This is a genomic window from Rhodopila sp. (assembly GCF_965277165.1).
Taxonomy (GTDB): domain Bacteria; phylum Pseudomonadota; class Alphaproteobacteria; order Acetobacterales; family Acetobacteraceae; genus Rhodopila.
The window spans coordinates 1593733-1611517 of record NZ_CBDICE010000006.1 but is presented as its reverse complement, the minus strand read 5'-3'; the positions used below and the strand labels follow the sequence as shown (position 1 = coordinate 1611517).

Below are 17785 nucleotides of genomic sequence, written 5' to 3'. Positions count from 1 at the left end.
ACGGTGGACCCATCGAAGCGGAAGACCGCCGTTACGCCCAGCGTGGCATCCGCATTATCCTTGCCTGCCCTGTCAATCCTGTCCAACAGTGCCGGGCCGGTCGCGCGACGATCGGCCGCCAATGATCGGGATCATCGTATATGCCTTGTGATTTCCCCGTACCCACGCTCGACCATGTCGTCGTCAATGCCCGCGACCGCCTCGACGAGGTCGCACAAACCTACCGCCGCCTGGGATTCAGCCTGACGCCGCGCGGCTACCACACCCTGGGTTCGATGAACCACCTGGCGATGTTCGGCACCGATTACCTCGAATTGCTTGGTTCCCGCCCAGGCGAGGACAGCCGGCCGGAGCTGATGGCCGCCCCGTTCGGGCTCGACGGCCTGGTGTTCGGCACCGAAAACGCCACCGCGACACACCGGACCCTGCTGCGCAACGCGGTGCCGATCGACCCGCCGAGACAATTCTCCCGTCCGGTGCCGGTCGAGGCGATGACCGCCGACGACACGACGGTTTGCTGCGCCGAGAGCGAACCACGCGACGCGGTGTTTCGCACCACGCAACTGCGGCGCGACGCCACCCCGGCCGGACGGTTCTATTTCTGTCAGCATCTGACGCGTGACCTGGTCTGGCGCGACGCCTGGCGCCAGCACCCCAATGCCGCCGTCGGGGTTGCCCGCGCGGTCATCGCAGCCGAAGACCCGGCGATACTGGGCGGCCTGTTCGCCCGCATGTTCGGCGCCCGCCCGGTGCGCCAGACCGACGACGGGTGTTCGCTGATCCTGGGCCTGGCGCGGTTCGACGTGGTCACCCCGCCGGCGCTTTGGGAAATGTTGGGCGCAGCGGCGCCGGACAGCCGTGGCCGGCGCGACTACATGGCGGCGCTGACCATCCGCACCCTGTCGCTGGATGCGGTGGAGACAGCGCTCGACGCCGGCGGTATTCGCGGCTGGGACCGCATCGGCACCAGCGTGCTGGTTCCGGCACGGGAAGCCTTCGGGGTGACCATCGAATTCAGCGTCTAATAAGCCCGAAGCGTCGCCATCACTTGCCAAGCGTGAACGGCGACACGAAGCGCGAGGTGTTGGCCTTGGTGATGAGAACGCAGTTGAACAGTTGCTTCTCGGCCGGCGCCCCGGTCTTTCCGGTCTTCAGGAACGAGTCCGCTTCCTCGACCGCCTTCGCGGTGAAACCGCCACCGGCTGCAACACGGTGTAGGCCATTTCCCCCGACTTGACCGCCGCGACCGCATCCGGCGACCCATCGAAGCCCCCGACCTTGATGCTCGAAAGCTTTCCCGCCTCCTTCAGGGCGGCGATCGCACCCAGCGCCATCTCGTCATTGCCGCTGATCACGCCGATGATGTCGGGGTGGGCCTGGAGCAGGTTCTGCATCTTGTCGTGGCCCTGCGTCCGGTCCCAGTTGGCGACCTGCGATCCGACCTTGATCAAGCCGGGATACTGGCTGAGCACGGTCTTGTAACCGTTCGACCGCGTCGCTGCATTGTTGTCGGACGGGGATCCCAGCAACTCGACGTAATTGCCTTTCTGACCGACGACGCGTACCCACTGTTGCGCCCCAAGTGCGGCGCCCTGGGCGTTGTTGGACACCAGTTGCGCCTTCGCCAGGCCCTCCTGATTGATCTCGGCATTGACCAGAAACACCGGAATGTGGGCGGCAATGGCCTTCTTCACCGCGCCCACCGACCCGCTGGCGTTCGCCGGATCGAGGATGATCGCCACCGACCGATTGGTGATCGCGGTGTCGATCAGGTTGCTCTCGGTGTTGGTGTCGCCCTTCGAGGCGCTGACGTTCGGTTTATAGCCCAGCTTCTTCGCCTCGGCCGCGGCGACGTTGCCTTCGGTCAGCCAATACGGGTTCGATGGGTCGTTGACGATGATCGACATCAACCCTCCCTGCGCGGCGACGGCGGGCGCGACGAACGCACCTGGCGCGATCAGAGCCACGGCGGCAAGCATCAGCAACAGTTTGTTCTTGGACACGACTTCTTCCTTTCCAGATATCGCATTGCGGATAAATTTTTTATTATTTTCCCATTACGAATTCTAACTCGCTTTCGACACGAGTGTCGGATGATCTTTGGTTGGCCTAGGAGTTTTGGGTCGACGGCGGTACTGAACTGCGTTCAACAGCACCGCCAGCACGATCACCGCACCGGTAAAAACCGTCTGCCAGTAAGAAGAGATGCCGATGATCACCAGCCCATCGGACAGAAAGCCGATGACAAAGGCCCCCAGCAGGGTTCCGCGGACCGTCCCGCGACCACCGGTCAAGGCCGCGCCGCCGATGACCACGGCCGCGATCGCCGTCAGTTCGTACGAGATGCCCGCCGTCGGTCCGGCCGAGGTCAACTGCGACGACAGAATCAGCCCTGCCATGCCGGCGCAGACACCTGACAGCACATAGACCGAGATCTGCACCGGCTTGACCGGAACCCCCGAAAGTTCGGCCGCGCGCTCGTTGCCACCCGAAGCGTACAGCCATCGACCGAAGGCGGTCCGCGTCAGCACCAGGTTGGCGACGATCGCGACCACCACCAGCACCAACACGCCGATCGGGATGCCGAACAAGTGGTTGAACCCAAGCCAGTTGAACCCGGTGTTTCCCAGTTCCGCCTTGCCGCCGAGATCGTTGTAGGTCAGGCCGTTGGTGATCAGCAGCGCCACTCCACGTGCCACATACATCACGCCCAGTGTGGCGACGAAGGCGGGAACCTTGAAGCGCGCGATCAGCACACCGTTGACCAGACCCACGAAGCCGCCCAAAGCGCAGGTCAGCACCACGACAACCCAAACCGGTGGATACAGGACGTAGCCGAGTGCGCTGAAGGTGACGCCCTGCATCAGAAAGCCGGCGATGACGCCGCACAGTCCAAGCGTGGATCCGACCGACAGATCGATGCCGCCGTTCAGGATCACCAACAGCATGCCCACCGCGAGGATTCCGAAAATGGCGACGTGAGACGCCATCGTCAGAAAGTTGCTCACTGAGAGATAATATGGCGACAGTATTGAAAACACCAATACGATCACAATCAGGGCGAAGAATGCGCGGCCTTCCAACAGCAGCCGCCCCAGCTCGAAATCGCCGGACAATACGCCAACGCCTGTACGTTTTGGAGACAAAACAGTGTCTGTCATAGTCGGGACCCTGGCTGTTGGGGTTGTCAGCTCACCACGGCTTCGCCGGAAGCGGCCATGATCTCCTCCTTCGACACGTCAGGCCCGAACTGTGCCGATATCCTGCCCCGGCGCATCACGATGATCCGGTGGGCAATGCTCAGGCACTCCTGCACTTCCGAGGTCGAGAACACGACGGCGAGCCCCTGCGCGGCCCGTTCGCCAAGCAGGCGGAACACTTCCGCCTTGGCACCGATATCGATGCCGCGACTTGGTTCGTCCAGCAGAATGACCTTCGGATCGGTCGCCAGCATTTTGCCGATGACCACCTTCTGCTGATTACCCCCCGACAACGAGCCGATCGGGGCAGCACCACCCGCGGTCTTGATGTGAACGTTGCGGATCGACGCCTCGATCAGTGCCCGTTCCCGGGGCCGCGACGTCAGCACACGCTTGATGAACGCGCCAATGCTGGCAAGCGACAGATTCTGCCCGACCGACATCGTCTGGACCAAACCGTCACGCTGACGGTCCTCCGGCACCAAAACAAGGCCCCTGCCGATCCGCTCGGCGATGCTCGAACCGGCGATCGGTGCGCCCCTGAGCAATACCCGACCGCCAGCCATCGGCACGCGCCCGGCGATCGATTCCAGAAGTTCGGTACGCCCGGCACCCATCAGGCCATAGATGCAGACGACCTCGCCGGCCCGGACGTCGAGCGACAGGTGGTCGACGATCAGATTGCCCAAACCGGCGGTGTCCGCGACGCACACGTCGTCAACCGACAGGACGACCTCGCCGAAGCCGTAGCCTGCCGGCGGCGAGCCGCGATCGAAATGATCGCCCACCATATTGTGGACGATCCACTGCAGGTCGATGTCCTTGGCCTCCGCCGTCGCGGTGATGGTTCCGTCACGCAGCACCACCGCATAGTCGGTGATCTGCAATGCCTCCTCGAGGTGATGGGAGATGTAGACGATCGACACGCCACGACTGGTCAGCTCGCGGATGACCTTGAACAGCACCTCGACTTCCGTCGCGCTCAACGCCGAGGTCGGCTCGTCCATGATCAGGATGCGCGCGTCGACCGAGAGCGCGCGCGCAATCTCGACCAGTTGCTGCTGCCCCAGACGCAGATCCTCGACCAAGGTCACCGGGTCGATGTCCTCTTCCAGATCGGCCATCAGTATCCTGGTCTGCCGCGCTTCCTCGTCGAAATCGACGCCGGTCGACCGACGCAGTTCCCGCCCCAGGAAAACGTTGTCGCGCACGCTCAGGTTGGGGGCCAGGCTCAATTCCTGATGGATGATCGAAATCCCATGATCGCGCGCATCCACCGTGGACGAGAAACTGATGCGACGGCCGTCGAGCTCGATCTCGCCCAAGGTCGGGGTCTCCACACCCGACAGGATCTTCATCAGGGTGGACTTGCCGGCGCCGTTCTCACCAAACAGCGTGGTGACTTTGCCATGGTGGATGTCGAAATTGACGCCTTTCAAGGCGTGCGTATTGCCATACGACTTGGAAATATTGCGCGCCGAGAGCACAACCTCCCGGGTGGCGGATAAGCTCGCCGATCCCATGCTCATCGAACGCTCAGCTGCACCGGCGTGACGGCCCAGTTATCCGGGTCGGTGAGCTGGAACACCCCGACCACCGAGATCGTCTTGCCGGTCAGGGTGCCCGCATTGATCTTCGAAATGACCTCTTTCTTCATTGCCATGTTCAACGCCGAGCCCGCGTTCTGATAATCGATCTGATTACGGAATTGTCCGAACGTGATCGACCCCGTGCCATCGCGCAGGTCGGTCCCCATAATCGCCGGTCCGGTCTGCACCGTGATATGGATCGCAGCGGGCACGCCCGCGACCGATACGTCGTAGACACCGAGATCCTGCTTGCCCGCCCGCCCGGTGAACTTGACCGAAATCTCCGGGCCGGCATCGGATGCGACGCCGTATTGCTTCTCCGCCGCCGCCTGATCCTTGCCCAGGGCAGCCGCCAGTTCGGCGGCACCGACCGCGCGGCTCTCGACCGCCGCCTGCACCTTCGGAAAATTGGACTTGCCGAAGGCCGTCGGGGAAAACACGTTGGACTGTACGTCCGCTTTGGAACCGATCCTCACCACCTTGGTGTCGATCACCATCGCCGCGATCAGGATCAGCACCGCGCCCGACACCAAGACGAGCCTGCCGCCGCTGGTCATCCGTCCGGTCCCCGGCTGCCGACCCGCGGGCCTGGATGCGGACCGAAGCGCCGAAGCCGCGTCGGGGATGCTCACTCCGGAACCAGTACGATCTTGATCGAGCCATCGCCCTGCTTCATCATGTCGAAACCGGTCTTGAACTCGGTCAGCGGCAGAACCGTCGTAACCACGCCCTCGGTCGGCAACCGTCCGTCGGCGATCGCCGCGGTGGTGAACGGGTAGCAATGCGGGCCGAGGTGCGCGCCATACAGGTCGAGCTGCTTGCGATCGCTGATGATGCTCCAGTCAGCGGTCACCTCCTGGCCGAACACGCTGAACTCCACGAAGCGGCCAAGCTTGCGGATCATGTTCAGACCCTGGGTGACGGCGGACGGGTGGCCGGTGGCTTCGATGTAGACGTCGCAGCCGTAGCCGTCGGTCATGTCCTTCACCGCCTGCACAACGTCTTCGTGCAGCGGGTTCATGGTTATGTCTGCACCGAAACGTTTTGCCAGTTCCAGCCGCTCCGCCTTGGTGTCCAGCACGATCAGCCTGGACGGATTCTTCAACCGTGCCGCACCCACCATGCCCAGGCCCAGCGGGCCGGCGCCGGCCAGCACCACGACGTCGTCCAACTGGATCAGCCCGCGATTCACCGCATGGACCGAACACGCATACGGCTCGATCAGCACGGCCCGTTCCATGGCGAGGTCATGCGGCACCTTGTGGGTCCGCGACTCCTTGGGGAACCGCATGTACTTCGCCATGCCGCCGTTGACGTTGCTCTGGAAGCCGTAAACGTCGTGCCGCTCGCACATCCAATACTCGCCGCGTCCGCAATAGCGGCACTGTTCGCATGGCACGATCTGCTCCGAGATCAGCCGGTCGCCCAGGCGGTATTGTCCCTTGCGGGCGACGTTCTCGCCGATCTCGACGGCGCGGCCGATGAATTCATGCCCGGGGATCATTGGCGGCTTGACGTAGCGCGCCTGGCCCTTGCCATCGCCCCAGAACGACGGCGCGCCCTGGAATGTTTTTATGTCGCTGGCGCAGATGCCACAGGCCTCGACCTCGAGGATGATGTCGTCAGGTCCGGCGCGCGGCACCTCCACCGTCTCCAGCCGGTAATCGCCCGGCGCGTAGGCCACGACGGCTGTCATGCTTCGGGGAAGGTCGTTGCGGAACGCGGTGCTCTCACTCATCGCGACACTCCTTGTGTTCCGTGTTGCTGATCCTGGGTCTGGTGCAACAGCCGGGTCAGGCCATCGGCCATGGTCGCCAGCAGCAGGTTGCAGGACGCAGCACCCGCATCCAGCGTGCCGCGCGACCGCTCGCCTAGCCGGCTGGCGCGTCCAACCTTGGCAACCATGTCGCGGGTCGACTCCAGTCCTGCCGCCGCGGCGTGCATCAGCGCGCCCAGGCAGACTTCGAATGGATCGCCGTTGCTGCGCGCGACCGCGAACGCAGCGGTGGCCGGCGCCAACACATCGACCAGCGTCTTGTCGCCGGGCTTGGCATCGCCCAGCTCCCGCACCGCGGCGCAACCGGCATCCAGCATGGCGGCAAACCGTTCGGCATCGATCGTCCGCGCGCCGTCCAGCGCGCCCGCCATCTCGGTGAAGCAAGACCCGTAGAGCGGCCCCATCGACCCGCCGATGTCGCTCAGCAGGGTATCGCCCAAGGTCGCCAAACCATGCGCCAGCCCGAATGATCCGCGGGCGCGCAGCCGATCGGCGGCCAGACGGAAGCCCTTGGCCATGTTGATGCCGTGGTCGCCGTCGCCGATCTTGCCGTCGATTTCGCTCAACATCCCCTGCTCACGCACAATCGCGGCGGCCATGTCCAGCACGATCGGCCCGGCCTGGCGTTCGCTCACCGACTGCATGTCTGGCGCTCCAGAACCGTCAGGCCGAGCGAACGGGCCGGCGCCGCGATCAGGCGGTCCAACTCGCCATCGAGCCGGGTCAGCGTGACCGACACGCCCATCATCTCCAACGAGGTGAAATAGTTGCCGACGAAACGATGGCGCGGGATGATGCCGCGTGCCCGCAGCAGGTCGTCGACATGACCATACAGCAGATAAAGCTCCATCAGCGGCGTGGCACCGAGGCCGGAGACCAGCACCGCGACGTCGTCGCCACCGCCGAGCGGCAGGTCTACGATGATCCGCTCGACCATGTCGGCGGCCATCGCGGCGGCCGTGGTGATCGGCATCACGGCGATGCCGGGCTCGCCATGGTGGCCGATGCCGACCTCCATCTCGCCATCCTTGATGGTGAAGTTCGGCTTGCCGGCAGCGGGAATGGTGCAGGGCGACAGGCCGATGCCAACCGAACGGGTCGCCTCGATCGCATTTCGCGCCGCGCCGATCACCTGCGCCAGGCTGCCGCCCTCGGCGGCACGGGCGCCGCCGGCCTTCCACATCATGATCTCGCCCGCCACCCCGCGGCGCTTGTCCCGCTCGAGCGGTCCGGCCGAGGCGACGTCGTCGTTGGCCACCACGGTCTCGACCGCGAGCCCGGCCTTGGCCGCCAGCTTGACCGCCATTTTCACGTTCATGTTGTCGCCGGCGTAATTGCCATAGAGGCAAGCGACGCCGGCGCCGCCATCGGCCGCCTCGAACGCGGCGTGAAAGCTCTTGGCGGTCGGCGAGGCGAAAATCTCACCGATGGCAACCGCGTCCAGCAGCCCGGGCCCGATATAGCCAAGGAAAGCCGGCTCGTGCCCGGACCCGCCGCCGGTGACCACGCCGACCCGGCCCGCCACCCGCGCCCCGGCGCGGCGCAGCACGCGTGGGTGATCGGTCGCGGCAAGCAGGTCAGGGCAGGCCGCGAGATAGCCGCGCAGGCTGTCCTCGACGATCTGTTCTGGATCGTTGATCACCCGATTCATGGTCGCACCTCCGCCAGCGGCGCCGCGGCGGAGCGAGATCCGTTGGGGTGAGATGATGTGCCCAGTTTGTCCTCCCGCCGACTTTCGGAAAGCGTGCCCAGCCAATGCACGAATGTCAAGCCAGTGAACGAGTGATCAAGGCGAATTTCGACCAAAACACCAAACTCTCTTGAATGTTTCGCAAGACAGCGCCCATCTTACAGCCAAACAATAGGATTTTGCAATTTCGGCCGGCTAGGATACCGTGCAACTTCTCAGATGATGAACATTTGTGCAACGCAGCATCTTGTCCCGAGCCTCGTTGGAGAGCACAGCATGACGATCGCAATCGGCTGCGATGAGGCCGCGTTCGAACTGAAGCAGGCGCTGAAACAGTGGCTGCTGGATGACGGTCTGGCGGTGGAGGATTTCGGCACCTTCGACACCCAGCCGGTGCTGTATCCCGACATCGCCTTCGCCGCCGCGCAATCCATCGTCGAGGGACGCAACCAGCGTGCGGTCTTGCTCTGCGGCACCGGCATCGGCATGGCGATCAGCGCCAACAAGGTGCGCGGCATTCGCGCCGCGCAGTGTCATGATCCGTATTCGGCGGAACGCGCGCGCAAGAGCAACGACGCCCAGGTCATCACCATGGGCGCCCGCGTGATCGGCGCCGAGTTGGCGAAGACCATCCTGCGCGCCTGGCTTGCCGCCGACTTCGAGCCCGCGAGGTCCGGACCCAAGGTGGCGCGTATCCGTGAGTTCGAGGATAACGTTGCCAGGCCGTACAGTCCGCCTGACAACCCCCCCGCCGCCATCGATAAGCCGGAACCCAAGCCGTGAGCGCCTTCGTCAAGGAGATCCCGCGCCCCGCTGATTGGGGCGACGTCTCGACCGACACCATGGTCGAGATCGCCAGCCTGTACTACTACCAGGACATCACCCAGGAAGAGCTGTCGCGCCGCTTCTCGGTCTCCCGCGCCAAGATCAGCCGCTTGCTCAAGCGCGCTCGGGAAGACGGCATCGTCGAGATCCGGGTGCACCAGCATCCCGGCGTGAGCAACGACCTGGAGAAGGAATTCATCGCCGAATTCGGCATCGATCGGCTGCTGGTCGCGCTCGATCAGCGCGACCCGGAAGCACAGCGCTTGGCCGTCGCCGGCCTGGTCGCCAACCATCTGTCGCGCACCCTGACCGAAAGCATGACCGTCGCCGTCGGCATGGGCCGCAATGTCGCCGCCGTGGCCGACTGCGTCGCGCCGACCCGCCGCGCCGTCACCTTCATCTGTGCGATCGGCGGATCGGTCCGCGCCGGGGAACACATGAACCCCGATCATATCTGCCGCCGCCTGGCGGTGCGCTTCGGCGGTGACAGTGAGACGCTATACGCGCCGGCCCTGGTCGCCGATGCCCGGTTGCGCGAAGAGCTGCACCGCAACGACACCGTCAAGCTGGCGCTGGACCGAGCCCGTCGGGCGGACGTGGCGCTGGTCGGCATCGGCGATCTGAGCGAGGACAGCAATTTGGTCCGCATGGGCTGGTTCTCGCCCCAGGAGGTCGCCGAAGCCCGCCTCGCCGGCACCATCGGCGACATCATGGGCTACGATTTCATCGATATTCACGGCCGCGCTTCCAGCGCCAACATGCAGGGCCGCGTCATCGGCCTGACCACTCGCGACCTCGGTCGGATTCCCAACGTGGTCGCGATCGCCAGCGAGAATACCAAGGCAGCCGCCATCCTGGGCGCGCTGCGTACCGGGGTCATCAATACGCTGGCGACCAGCTCCACCAATGCCCGCACCATCCTGCGCCTGCATGAGGCGACCAGGATGGCGAGCGCGGACGCAACCAGCCGTCGGACCAAACCCGAGGCGTGATCGGACGCGCCGGACGGTCGCGGCGCGCCAGTCTGCTTAGTCGTGTGTTCTGCTTCGTCGTGTGTTCTGCTTCGTCGCGTGTTCTGCTTCGTCGTTTGTTCTGCCTGGTCGCGTGTTCCGCTTCGTCGCGGGTAAGGATTGATTAAGCTGTTGGTGGCTACCCTGCGGCGGTGAAAGATCCAGCCCTTCCGCCCGACGAAACCGAGCACCCGATGACGTTCAGCAGCCGCGGCGTCAGCGTGAACTTCACGACGCCGGTGCTGGTCGGCGCGCGGGTCCGCCAATCGCTCGATCGAGAGCTCGAGATCCTGCTGCCCAATCCGTCGGGCGCGCGCGGCGTCTATGTGCTGACCTGGCCCGCGGTCCGCACGCGATGCCACGTCACACTGCACGACGCCGTCCTGTTCAAGCGGTTTCAGGGTCTGGCAACGATCGAGCCGGCCTCGATCCGCGACGCGACGCTGCTTGTCGCCCGCGAAGGCCTCGCCGGACGCAACGCCGCCCAGGCAGCCGAGGTCGCGCTGGCGCAGGACCGCGCGCAGCGGCTGCTGGCGCGGCTGCGGCTGATGACGGCGCTGGTCGAGCCGGAGGATCCCGATACCGCGGGCTGCCGGCGCACACCGGCGGAGATCGAGCACCGGGCAGGGCTGGCGCTGCGCCAGATCGCCGCCGCGATTGGCCGCTCGGCGGCCGAGCTGTCGGCGGCGCTGACGGCGCTGGGCGATCTGTTCGCCCCGATCGGGATCACCGCCACCGATCGCGATGCCAGACTGCCGCGTCTGCTCGCGCAGCTGGGGCAAACCGCGGCGGATCCCTCCGACTGGCTGCGCTCCGATCCCGATCCCGACATCAGCGGACTGGGCGAAACCATCAGAACCGCCATGCTGGGGGCAGTGCAAAGCGGCATCGCTGTGCTGCGGACCACCCGCATGGCGTTGGTCGATCCGGCGCGGCTGCTCAAGCGTCGGATCAGCGACCCGGACAGCGTCTTGGCCGCCTCGGCACGCTGCGATTGGTTGCTGGACGGCTGGGAGCGGATCAGCCTTCTGTGGCTCGCGGCCAACACCGCCGCGTCGCGACGCGCCGCCTTGCTGGAGGCAGCGCCGCTGGTGCCGGTGCTGCCGCGCGAGGTGCTGCAATGGGTCGGCGCTGCAATCCCGCCCGAAGCGATGACGCAACTTTGCCGGGTGACCAGCCAGCGCGACGCTTGGCGCACCGGCAGCGCCGCATTCCGCCTGGTCGAGCGCAACGAAAAGCTGCTGGCGATGAGCATTTGAAAGCCATGACGGACGAATGGAACCCGATGGACAACGCATCCCCCGACGCGCTGACGCCAGCCGCATCGCCGGATGCGATCAACCCAGACGCATCCCTCGACGCGATCAACCCAGACGCATCCCTCGATGCGAGCAACCCAGGCGCATCCCTCGATGCGAGCAACCCAGACGCATCCCTCGATGCGATCAACCCAGACGCATCCCTCGATGCGATGAGGCCAGACGCATCCCTCGATGCGATGAGGCCAGACGCATCCTTCGATGCGATGAAGCACGCTCTGATTGATGCCTCGGACCCGCAAATCCTCAAGATCGTGGCGGCGGTAGACGCGATGATCCAGCGTGGATCGGCGGACTTCCTGATCGTGCCGCTGCGCCCGCGGCTCGCGGTGCTGCGGCCGCCCAGGCCGCTACGCTTTGCCCGGCTGCTGTTTTACCCGCTCAACCTGCTGATGGTCCGCGCCGCTCGCTGGCGGCTTGGCCAGCCGTTGATACCGCGCAGCGTGATCAAGCCGATGGCCGAACAGGTGCGCCGCGCGATGGGCCAGGCGGTGGTGGCGTTCGGCAGCGAAATCGCCGGCCGCAGCACCGCCGAGATCGACGTCATCACCCATTGCGGGCAGACCTTGTGGCCGCTTGCCGCCACGATCCTGGCCGACCCCGCCGTGCCGGGAGGTTGGGGCGAGACCGGCCTCGGCATCACCAGCTATCGCCCGCTGGCCGACGCCGTCGCGACGCTGCTGGCCGAGGCCGTGACACTCGATCGATTTCGCCTCGACGCGGCGTTCGGCCTGCTGCCGGCGCAACCGGACGCGATCGCGGCGATGCTCGACCGGGTGGACAAAGCTAACCGCGCGGCTATGCCGATGATGGTCGCCTTGCTGCTGGACCAGTTGCCCGAGGCGGCCGACGTCCTGAACACGCGGCACTGCGGCCTGCCGGACAGCGTCATCCGAAGCGCGACCGACGCAGCGGCCGAACTGCTGCTGCGCCGGCTCGAACAGCAGAATGGAATCGAATCCCGTATCGCCACCGGAACCCTGGCCGATGCCGGAGCAGCGGCGGCGCGGATCGCCAGCCTGCTGCGGCACCTCGGACTGATCGACCCCAGCGCCCCGCGCCGGGACCGGCTGCGGACCGCAAGGCGGCATCTTGTCGCGGCCTGCGAAGCCCGGTTTGCCGCCGGCCTGCAGCAGGATTTGCTGGCACCGCTGAGCCGGATCGGCATGACCTCGGCCGCGCTGGACGTGGCCGCGCTGGAAGCGGCGGCGCGCGGTTTGCGGATGCTGGAGACCGAGGCGCGCGCGGTCGGCGGCGCCGCGACTTACGATCTGCTGCTCGGCAAGGCGACCGAGGCCATCACCGCCGACGCCATGCGTCACCGCCTGGCGCCGCCCGATCAGCTTCGCCTGGTCGAAATCCTGGCCGGATCCGATGCCGCCCTGGCGATCCTCGAGCGGGCCGGTTGATTCCGCGCGTGACCTGACCGGTCAGTCGCAAGCGATTGGTTCCTGCACCGATCCCGCCCGATCCAAGGCGACGAACCGATCGAGGCAATCGCGGACACACGCTGCCCACGCCGATCCGGCGCGTATGGACTCCACGTCGCCGCCAGCCTAACCCGTGGCGCATCGCAGCGTGGATGGCTGAAGGAGACCGGCGTGGAGCAAGTCGATTGCGTCGTGGTGGGCGCCGGAGTGGTCGGCCTCGCGGTGGCGCGCGCGCTGGCGATGGCCGGGCGTGAGGTCATCATCCTGGATGCCGCCGAGGCCATCGGCACCGAAACCTCGTCGCGTAACAGCGAGGTCATCCACGCCGGCATCTACTACCCCGCCACCAGCCTGATGGCTCGGTTCTGCGTCGCCGGCCGCCGCCTGCTGTATGCGTTCTGCGCCGCGAAGGGCGTGCCGCACATCAATTGCGGCAAGCTGATCGTGGCGACCAACCAGCAGGAAGACGCGTTACTTGGGGGCATCAAGCAACGTGCCGAGGCCAACGGCGTCGAAGGCATGCGCGTGCTCACCGAAGCCGAGGCGGTGGCGCTGGAACCCAACCTCAGATGCACCAGCGCCCTGTTGTCACCCGCCACCGGCATCGTCGACAGCCACGGGTTCATGGTCGCGCTGCAGGGCGACGCCGAGGACGCCGGCTCGGTCGGGGTTTTCTTCAGCCCCGTGCTGGGCGGGCGGGTGGTCGGGCGCGGGGTCGAAATCGACGTCGGCGGCGCCGACCCGATGACGCTGCGCTGCCGGCTGTTGGTGAACTCGGCCGGCCTGCACGCAGCGGCATTGGCCGGCCGACTGCGCGGCATGCCCGCCGAACGGGTGCCGACAACCTATTACGCCAAGGGAAACTACTTCACGCTGTCCGGACGCTCGCCGTTCTCCAGGCTGATCTACCCGGTGCCGGTGCCCGGCGGCCTCGGGGTCCACCTGACGGTGGATCTGGGCGGCCAGGCGCGGTTCGGCCCCGATGTCGAGTGGGTCGACACGATCGATTACACCGTCGATCCATCACGCTCGGACAGTTTCTATGCGGCGGTGCGGAAATACTGGCCGGGGCTGAAGGATGGCGGATTGCAGCCGGGGTACTCCGGGATCCGGCCGAAGATCGTGCCAAAAGGCGTAGCGGGACAGGATTTTGTCGTGCAGGGGCCGCAGACCCACGGCGTTGCCGGGCTGATCAACCTGTTCGGCATCGAGAGCCCGGGCCTGACCGCATCAATGGCGATCGCCGAACACGTGCTGCGGGTTTCACGCACGGAGTCGTAGTCCAGTTTATGCCGGACATCCTGCGCCTGACTGTTTCATGAGGTTAAGCCTTAAATCTGGTGACTAAGGATTGGGATGTTCATCGGGCATGGAGGTCGATCATGGCGAACGGGATTTCTGCGGTGCTTGAGTTTGGCGCGCCTGATCCGGGTGAAGCCGCGACGATGATGGGAGACAAGTTGCGGTATCACACCGATTCATGGGATTTGTCAGTTGATCTCAAAGCCGCCCTTGCCGACATCGTCGTGATGGACGCCCGCTCTCGCGCTGCATACATCGCGGGCCATATTCCCGGTGCGGTCAACTTTCCGCATCACGAAATGAACGCGGAAACCACCTCAGGCCTCGACCGCAGCAAAGTGTATGTCGTGTATTGCGACGGGATCGGCTGCAATGCATCGACCAAGGGTGCATACAAGCTCGCACGCCTGGGATTTCGCGCAAAGGAACTGGTCGGCGGGCTCGATTGGTGGCGTCGCGACGGGCATCCGGTGGCCGCTTCGAATGAACCGGGTAGTTTGGTTGCCGCTGCCGAATAGCAAGCAGCGCGGGGCGGCTAACGCCTGGCCGCGCGCACGGAAGCCGAATCCAACCGACGCGCTCAACGCGCTCGCGAGGGATTTCCATACACAGATGCCGCAGCCATTGTGCGACGGACAGTTTGGCGCCTTTTCCATTATGATTACGGCCACGACCCAGACCAAACCGTGCGGCAGGACTACCTGCCCCCGGCGATTCCACCCGATTGCCGCGCCGGCAGCGCAACCACAAAGGCGCCGCGCTTCACGGCGGTGACCCGATAGACCGTGAAACCGCGACCCGGCGCACCCGGCCGGGTCGCCGCCCCAATCCGCTCGACGTCGGTCCAGATCGCCGCATCCGGTGCCCGGCCCGCAGTGCTGACCAGCAGTCCGGTGCGCCCGGCGATCCGTGCCCGGGACAGCGTCGTCAACCGCCAGCGTTCACCTGTCGCAACGACCGGGACGGCCGGCGGCATCCGCCACGCCAACTCGCTGACAACGGCGTAGTTGTCGGCCGCGACGAAGTCGGCGTTCGCTGCCTTGCCCAGCGCCGCCACCTGTCGCGCGAGCGCACCCCATCCGTCCAGCCGTATCGCAATCGGGTCGATCCGCGGTGGCAGCGGCAGCAATCCGCTGGTCGCCTGCACATAGGCCAAAGCGGTGATCGCGAACCCGACGGCGCTCGCCCCGACCCACCAGCGCCGCGTCAGCGTCAGGCCGCCGGCACCGACCGCCAGCGCAGGATAGATGATCGCCGGCCAGTTGCCCTGCACCCGGTCGCCGAACGCATGCTGCACGAACACCAGAACCGGGGGCGCCGACAGCGCCGCCAGCAGCGACCACCCGACATCGCGCCCGGCCGAACTTCGCCGCACCGCGACCACCAGGGCGATCATGCACAGCACCCAGACAACCGGAGTGGCGAGGCCGATCTGACCGCCGACCAGCTCCGCCAGGAAGCCGACGGCGCGGGCCGGACGCCAATCCTCCACCCGGCCGCCTTGGCGGGCGAAGCTGGCCCAGCCATGCGCCGCGTTCCATGCCAGGACCGGGGCGAATAGCCCCAGCCCGATCAGGCAGGCCGCCCAGGGCTGCCAACGCCGAAGCCACGGCCGCACGGCGGGAACCAGCAACACCCAAAGCCCGACGCCGATCCACAGCAGCAGAGCGGTGTATTTGCTGTCCAGCGCCAGCCCGCCGAACAGCCCCGCCGCCAACCACCACCCCCCCGCTCCGCCGGCCGCCAGCCGAGCCACCGCCCACAGCCCGGCGGTCCAGAAGAACAGCAGCGGTGAGTCCGGCGTCATGATGACGGTACCGACGCCCAGCAGCAGCGTCGCGTTCAACAGCATGACCGCCGCCGTCCCGGCCATGATGCCCGGGAACAACACGCCGGCGGCGTCGAACAGCATCCACGACGCAAGCGCCGCTGCCAGAGGACCCAGCAGGCGCACGCCCAACGCGGTCTGCCCGGCCAGCATCGTGCCCGCCTTGATCCACAGCGCCACCATTGGCGGATGGTCGACATAACCCGCGGCGAGCGCGTGCGACCAGACCCAGTAATACGCCTCATCTGGCGCCAGCGGCGCCACCGCCGCGACGATCAGCCGAAGCAGGGTCAGCACCGCCACGGCGGCGACGAGACGCTTCGCCGGATACGTCGGACCGGCGCCGAACCGATCAAGGCCGGCAGCCGAAGCTGCCACTGGCCCGCGGATCGATGGCAGCTTCACCGGCCCGGCGGCACCGCTGCCAGCACCAACTCGAAGCTTGCGCCCGCCGTCATCGCGATCGCCACACCAGGGTAGCGGAAACGGCGTAGTTCCACACCACGCCGATCAACGCGCCGATACCGCCGGCGATGGTCCACACGGTGTGCCGCTCATACAGGACCTGGGCGATGCCGACATTGGCGATCGCACCGAAGCCGCAGACCACCGTGAACAGCAGCAATCCCCGCCACAGCCCAGGCCCGCTCAGCCGCTGGTCGCGATAGGTGACCGAGTTGTTCAGATGGAAGTTGAACACCATCGCCGCGATCGTCGCCACCGCCTGCTCGGTTTCGAACGACAACGAACTACTTTGCCGTACCGTCGCCAGCACGGCCAGGTGGATGAACACACCCAGCGCGCCGACCAGCGCGAACGAGAAGAATCGCAGCGGCAGCAACCCGCCGCACAATTTGTCCAGCAACAGTCCGGCGAACTGGACCACGACCAGCGCGTCCATCTTGCTCTGCCCCGCGGCACGTTCGCGGAACCGGGCAGGGACCTCAAGCACTCGCAGCGGCGCGGTGCTGCTCAGCACAAGGTCGAGCAGGATCTTGAAACCCTGGCCGTTCAGGCCACGCGCCAACTGCTCGAACAGCGCCCGAGGCAGCATGAAGAAGCCGCTCATCGGATCGGTCAGCCGCACCGGCAGGAACGCCTGCGCCAGCCAGATGCCGCCGTCGGACAGCATGTGCCGCCACTTGCTGGGCAGGCCAGAGCTGTCGCCGCCATCGGCGTAACGGCTGGCGACGGCAAGATCGTAACCGCCGGCACGCAGTGCCTGCAGCATCACCGGCAGCCGGGTCTCGTCATGCTGCAGATCGCCGTCGATCACCGCGACATAGTCGGCCGAGGACGACAACGCGCCCTCGATCACCGCCGAGGCCAGGCCGCGGCGGCCGATGCGGCGGATACAGCGCACCCTTGGGTCTTCGCCGGCGATGCGGCGCACCTCTTGGGCCGTGCCGTCAGGGCTGTTGTCATCGACGTAGATGACTTCCCACGCGGTGCCGGCCAATGCCTCGTCCAGCTTGGCGATCATCGGGGCCACGTTCGGCCGTTCGTTGAAGCAGGGAACGACAACGCTGAGCACAGGCGTGCCCGCGGCAAGGTCGGCCACCGAGGGTGTGGCGTGGAGGGTCGTTTCGGGCATCGGTCTGCGATCAGTTCCGCGTGAAGCGCCGGGCACAGATACAAGATGCCGATCGGCGGTCAAGAGGAGGTCGGCAGGCAACCCAGGCGTCCCGCCCAAACATGCCTTCCTCAGTCTTGCCGCTCGCATGATGGACATCATGAGTTTGACGAAGCGGCGCAGTCACCGGCGCAATGATACCGGCGGCCCGACGGGCTAACTGGTATTCGAGGCGTGGGTTG

Annotated in this window: 16 protein-coding genes; 7 read left to right on the top strand and 9 right to left on the bottom strand. The window is 66.0% G+C overall.

The genetic code is table 11. The features are described 5' to 3' along the window. Positions 1-140 precede the first annotated feature (140 nt). Complete coding sequence (locus ACQY4Y_RS19495; protein WP_428492243.1) at positions 141-1025, top strand: VOC family protein; 885 nt, start codon at positions 141-143, stop codon at positions 1023-1025. Positions 1026-1151: 126 nt separating this feature from the next. Here the strand turns inward: ACQY4Y_RS19495 and ACQY4Y_RS19490 are convergent, their stop codons facing one another. The 7 genes from ACQY4Y_RS19490 to ACQY4Y_RS19460 form a co-directional block, all read right to left on the bottom strand. Further along, complete coding sequence (locus ACQY4Y_RS19490; RefSeq protein WP_428492242.1) at positions 1152-2003, bottom strand: D-ribose ABC transporter substrate-binding protein; 852 nt, start codon at positions 2001-2003, stop codon at positions 1152-1154. Between the two features lie 63 nt (positions 2004-2066). Beyond that, positions 2067-3116, bottom strand: a complete 1050-nt coding sequence (locus tag ACQY4Y_RS19485; RefSeq protein ID WP_428492241.1) for an ABC transporter permease — start codon at positions 3114-3116, stop codon at positions 2067-2069. 71 nt (positions 3117-3187) lie between these two features. Beyond that, positions 3188-4687: a sugar ABC transporter ATP-binding protein gene (locus tag ACQY4Y_RS19480; protein WP_428492240.1), complete on the bottom strand. Its 1500-nt coding sequence runs from the start codon at positions 4685-4687 to the stop codon at positions 3188-3190. Positions 4688-4725: 38 nt separating this feature from the next. Then, positions 4726-5346 carry a DUF2291 family protein gene (locus tag ACQY4Y_RS19475; RefSeq protein WP_428492239.1) on the bottom strand — a complete coding sequence of 207 codons (621 nt, stop codon included), beginning with the start codon at positions 5344-5346 and terminating at the stop codon, positions 4726-4728. 71 nt (positions 5347-5417) lie between these two features. Then, positions 5418-6527, bottom strand: a complete 1110-nt coding sequence (locus tag ACQY4Y_RS19470; RefSeq protein ID WP_428492238.1) for an alcohol dehydrogenase catalytic domain-containing protein — start codon at positions 6525-6527, stop codon at positions 5418-5420. Next, positions 6524-7210, bottom strand: coding sequence for a dihydroxyacetone kinase subunit DhaL (gene dhaL / locus ACQY4Y_RS19465; protein ID WP_428492237.1), 687 nt, complete (start codon positions 7208-7210; stop codon positions 6524-6526). The genes ACQY4Y_RS19470 and dhaL overlap by 4 nt, the downstream gene beginning before the upstream one ends. After that, positions 7198-8217, bottom strand: coding sequence for a dihydroxyacetone kinase subunit DhaK (locus ACQY4Y_RS19460; RefSeq protein ID WP_428492236.1), 1020 nt, complete (start codon positions 8215-8217; stop codon positions 7198-7200). The genes dhaL and ACQY4Y_RS19460 overlap by 13 nt, the downstream gene beginning before the upstream one ends. Positions 8218-8532: 315 nt before the next feature. On the opposite strand from ACQY4Y_RS19460, the gene rpiB reads away from it, so the two are divergent. From rpiB to ACQY4Y_RS19430, 6 genes are all read left to right on the top strand, one after another. Next, positions 8533-9039 (top strand): ribose 5-phosphate isomerase B, encoded by a 507-nt coding sequence (gene rpiB / locus ACQY4Y_RS19455; RefSeq protein WP_428492235.1) that lies wholly within the window; start codon positions 8533-8535, stop codon positions 9037-9039. Continuing rightward, complete coding sequence (locus ACQY4Y_RS19450) at positions 9036-10073, top strand: sugar-binding transcriptional regulator (RefSeq protein WP_428492234.1); 1038 nt, start codon at positions 9036-9038, stop codon at positions 10071-10073. Before rpiB ends, ACQY4Y_RS19450 begins: the two co-directional genes overlap by 4 nt. A gap of 212 nt (positions 10074-10285) precedes the next feature. Next, a complete protein-coding gene (locus ACQY4Y_RS19445) occupies positions 10286-11350 on the top strand; it encodes a hypothetical protein (RefSeq protein ID WP_428492233.1) in 1065 nt (354 codons plus the stop codon). Between the two features lie 5 nt (positions 11351-11355). Beyond that, positions 11356-12819 (top strand): hypothetical protein, encoded by a 1464-nt coding sequence (locus ACQY4Y_RS19440; RefSeq protein ID WP_428492232.1) that lies wholly within the window; start codon positions 11356-11358, stop codon positions 12817-12819. A gap of 192 nt (positions 12820-13011) precedes the next feature. Next, positions 13012-14121: an NAD(P)/FAD-dependent oxidoreductase gene (locus ACQY4Y_RS19435; RefSeq protein WP_428492231.1), complete on the top strand. Its 1110-nt coding sequence runs from the start codon at positions 13012-13014 to the stop codon at positions 14119-14121. A gap of 101 nt (positions 14122-14222) precedes the next feature. Continuing rightward, positions 14223-14660 (top strand): rhodanese-like domain-containing protein, encoded by a 438-nt coding sequence (locus ACQY4Y_RS19430; protein WP_428492230.1) that lies wholly within the window; start codon positions 14223-14225, stop codon positions 14658-14660. A gap of 179 nt (positions 14661-14839) precedes the next feature. Here the strand turns inward: ACQY4Y_RS19430 and ACQY4Y_RS19425 are convergent, their stop codons facing one another. Both ACQY4Y_RS19425 and ACQY4Y_RS19420 read right to left on the bottom strand, forming a co-directional pair. Next, a complete protein-coding gene (locus tag ACQY4Y_RS19425) occupies positions 14840-16375 on the bottom strand; it encodes a glycosyltransferase family 39 protein (RefSeq protein WP_428492229.1) in 1536 nt (511 codons plus the stop codon). A 49-nt stretch (positions 16376-16424) separates the two neighbouring features. Beyond that, positions 16425-17564 (bottom strand): glycosyltransferase, encoded by a 1140-nt coding sequence (locus ACQY4Y_RS19420; RefSeq protein WP_428492228.1) that lies wholly within the window; start codon positions 17562-17564, stop codon positions 16425-16427. Between the last annotated feature and the right edge of the window lie 221 nt (positions 17565-17785).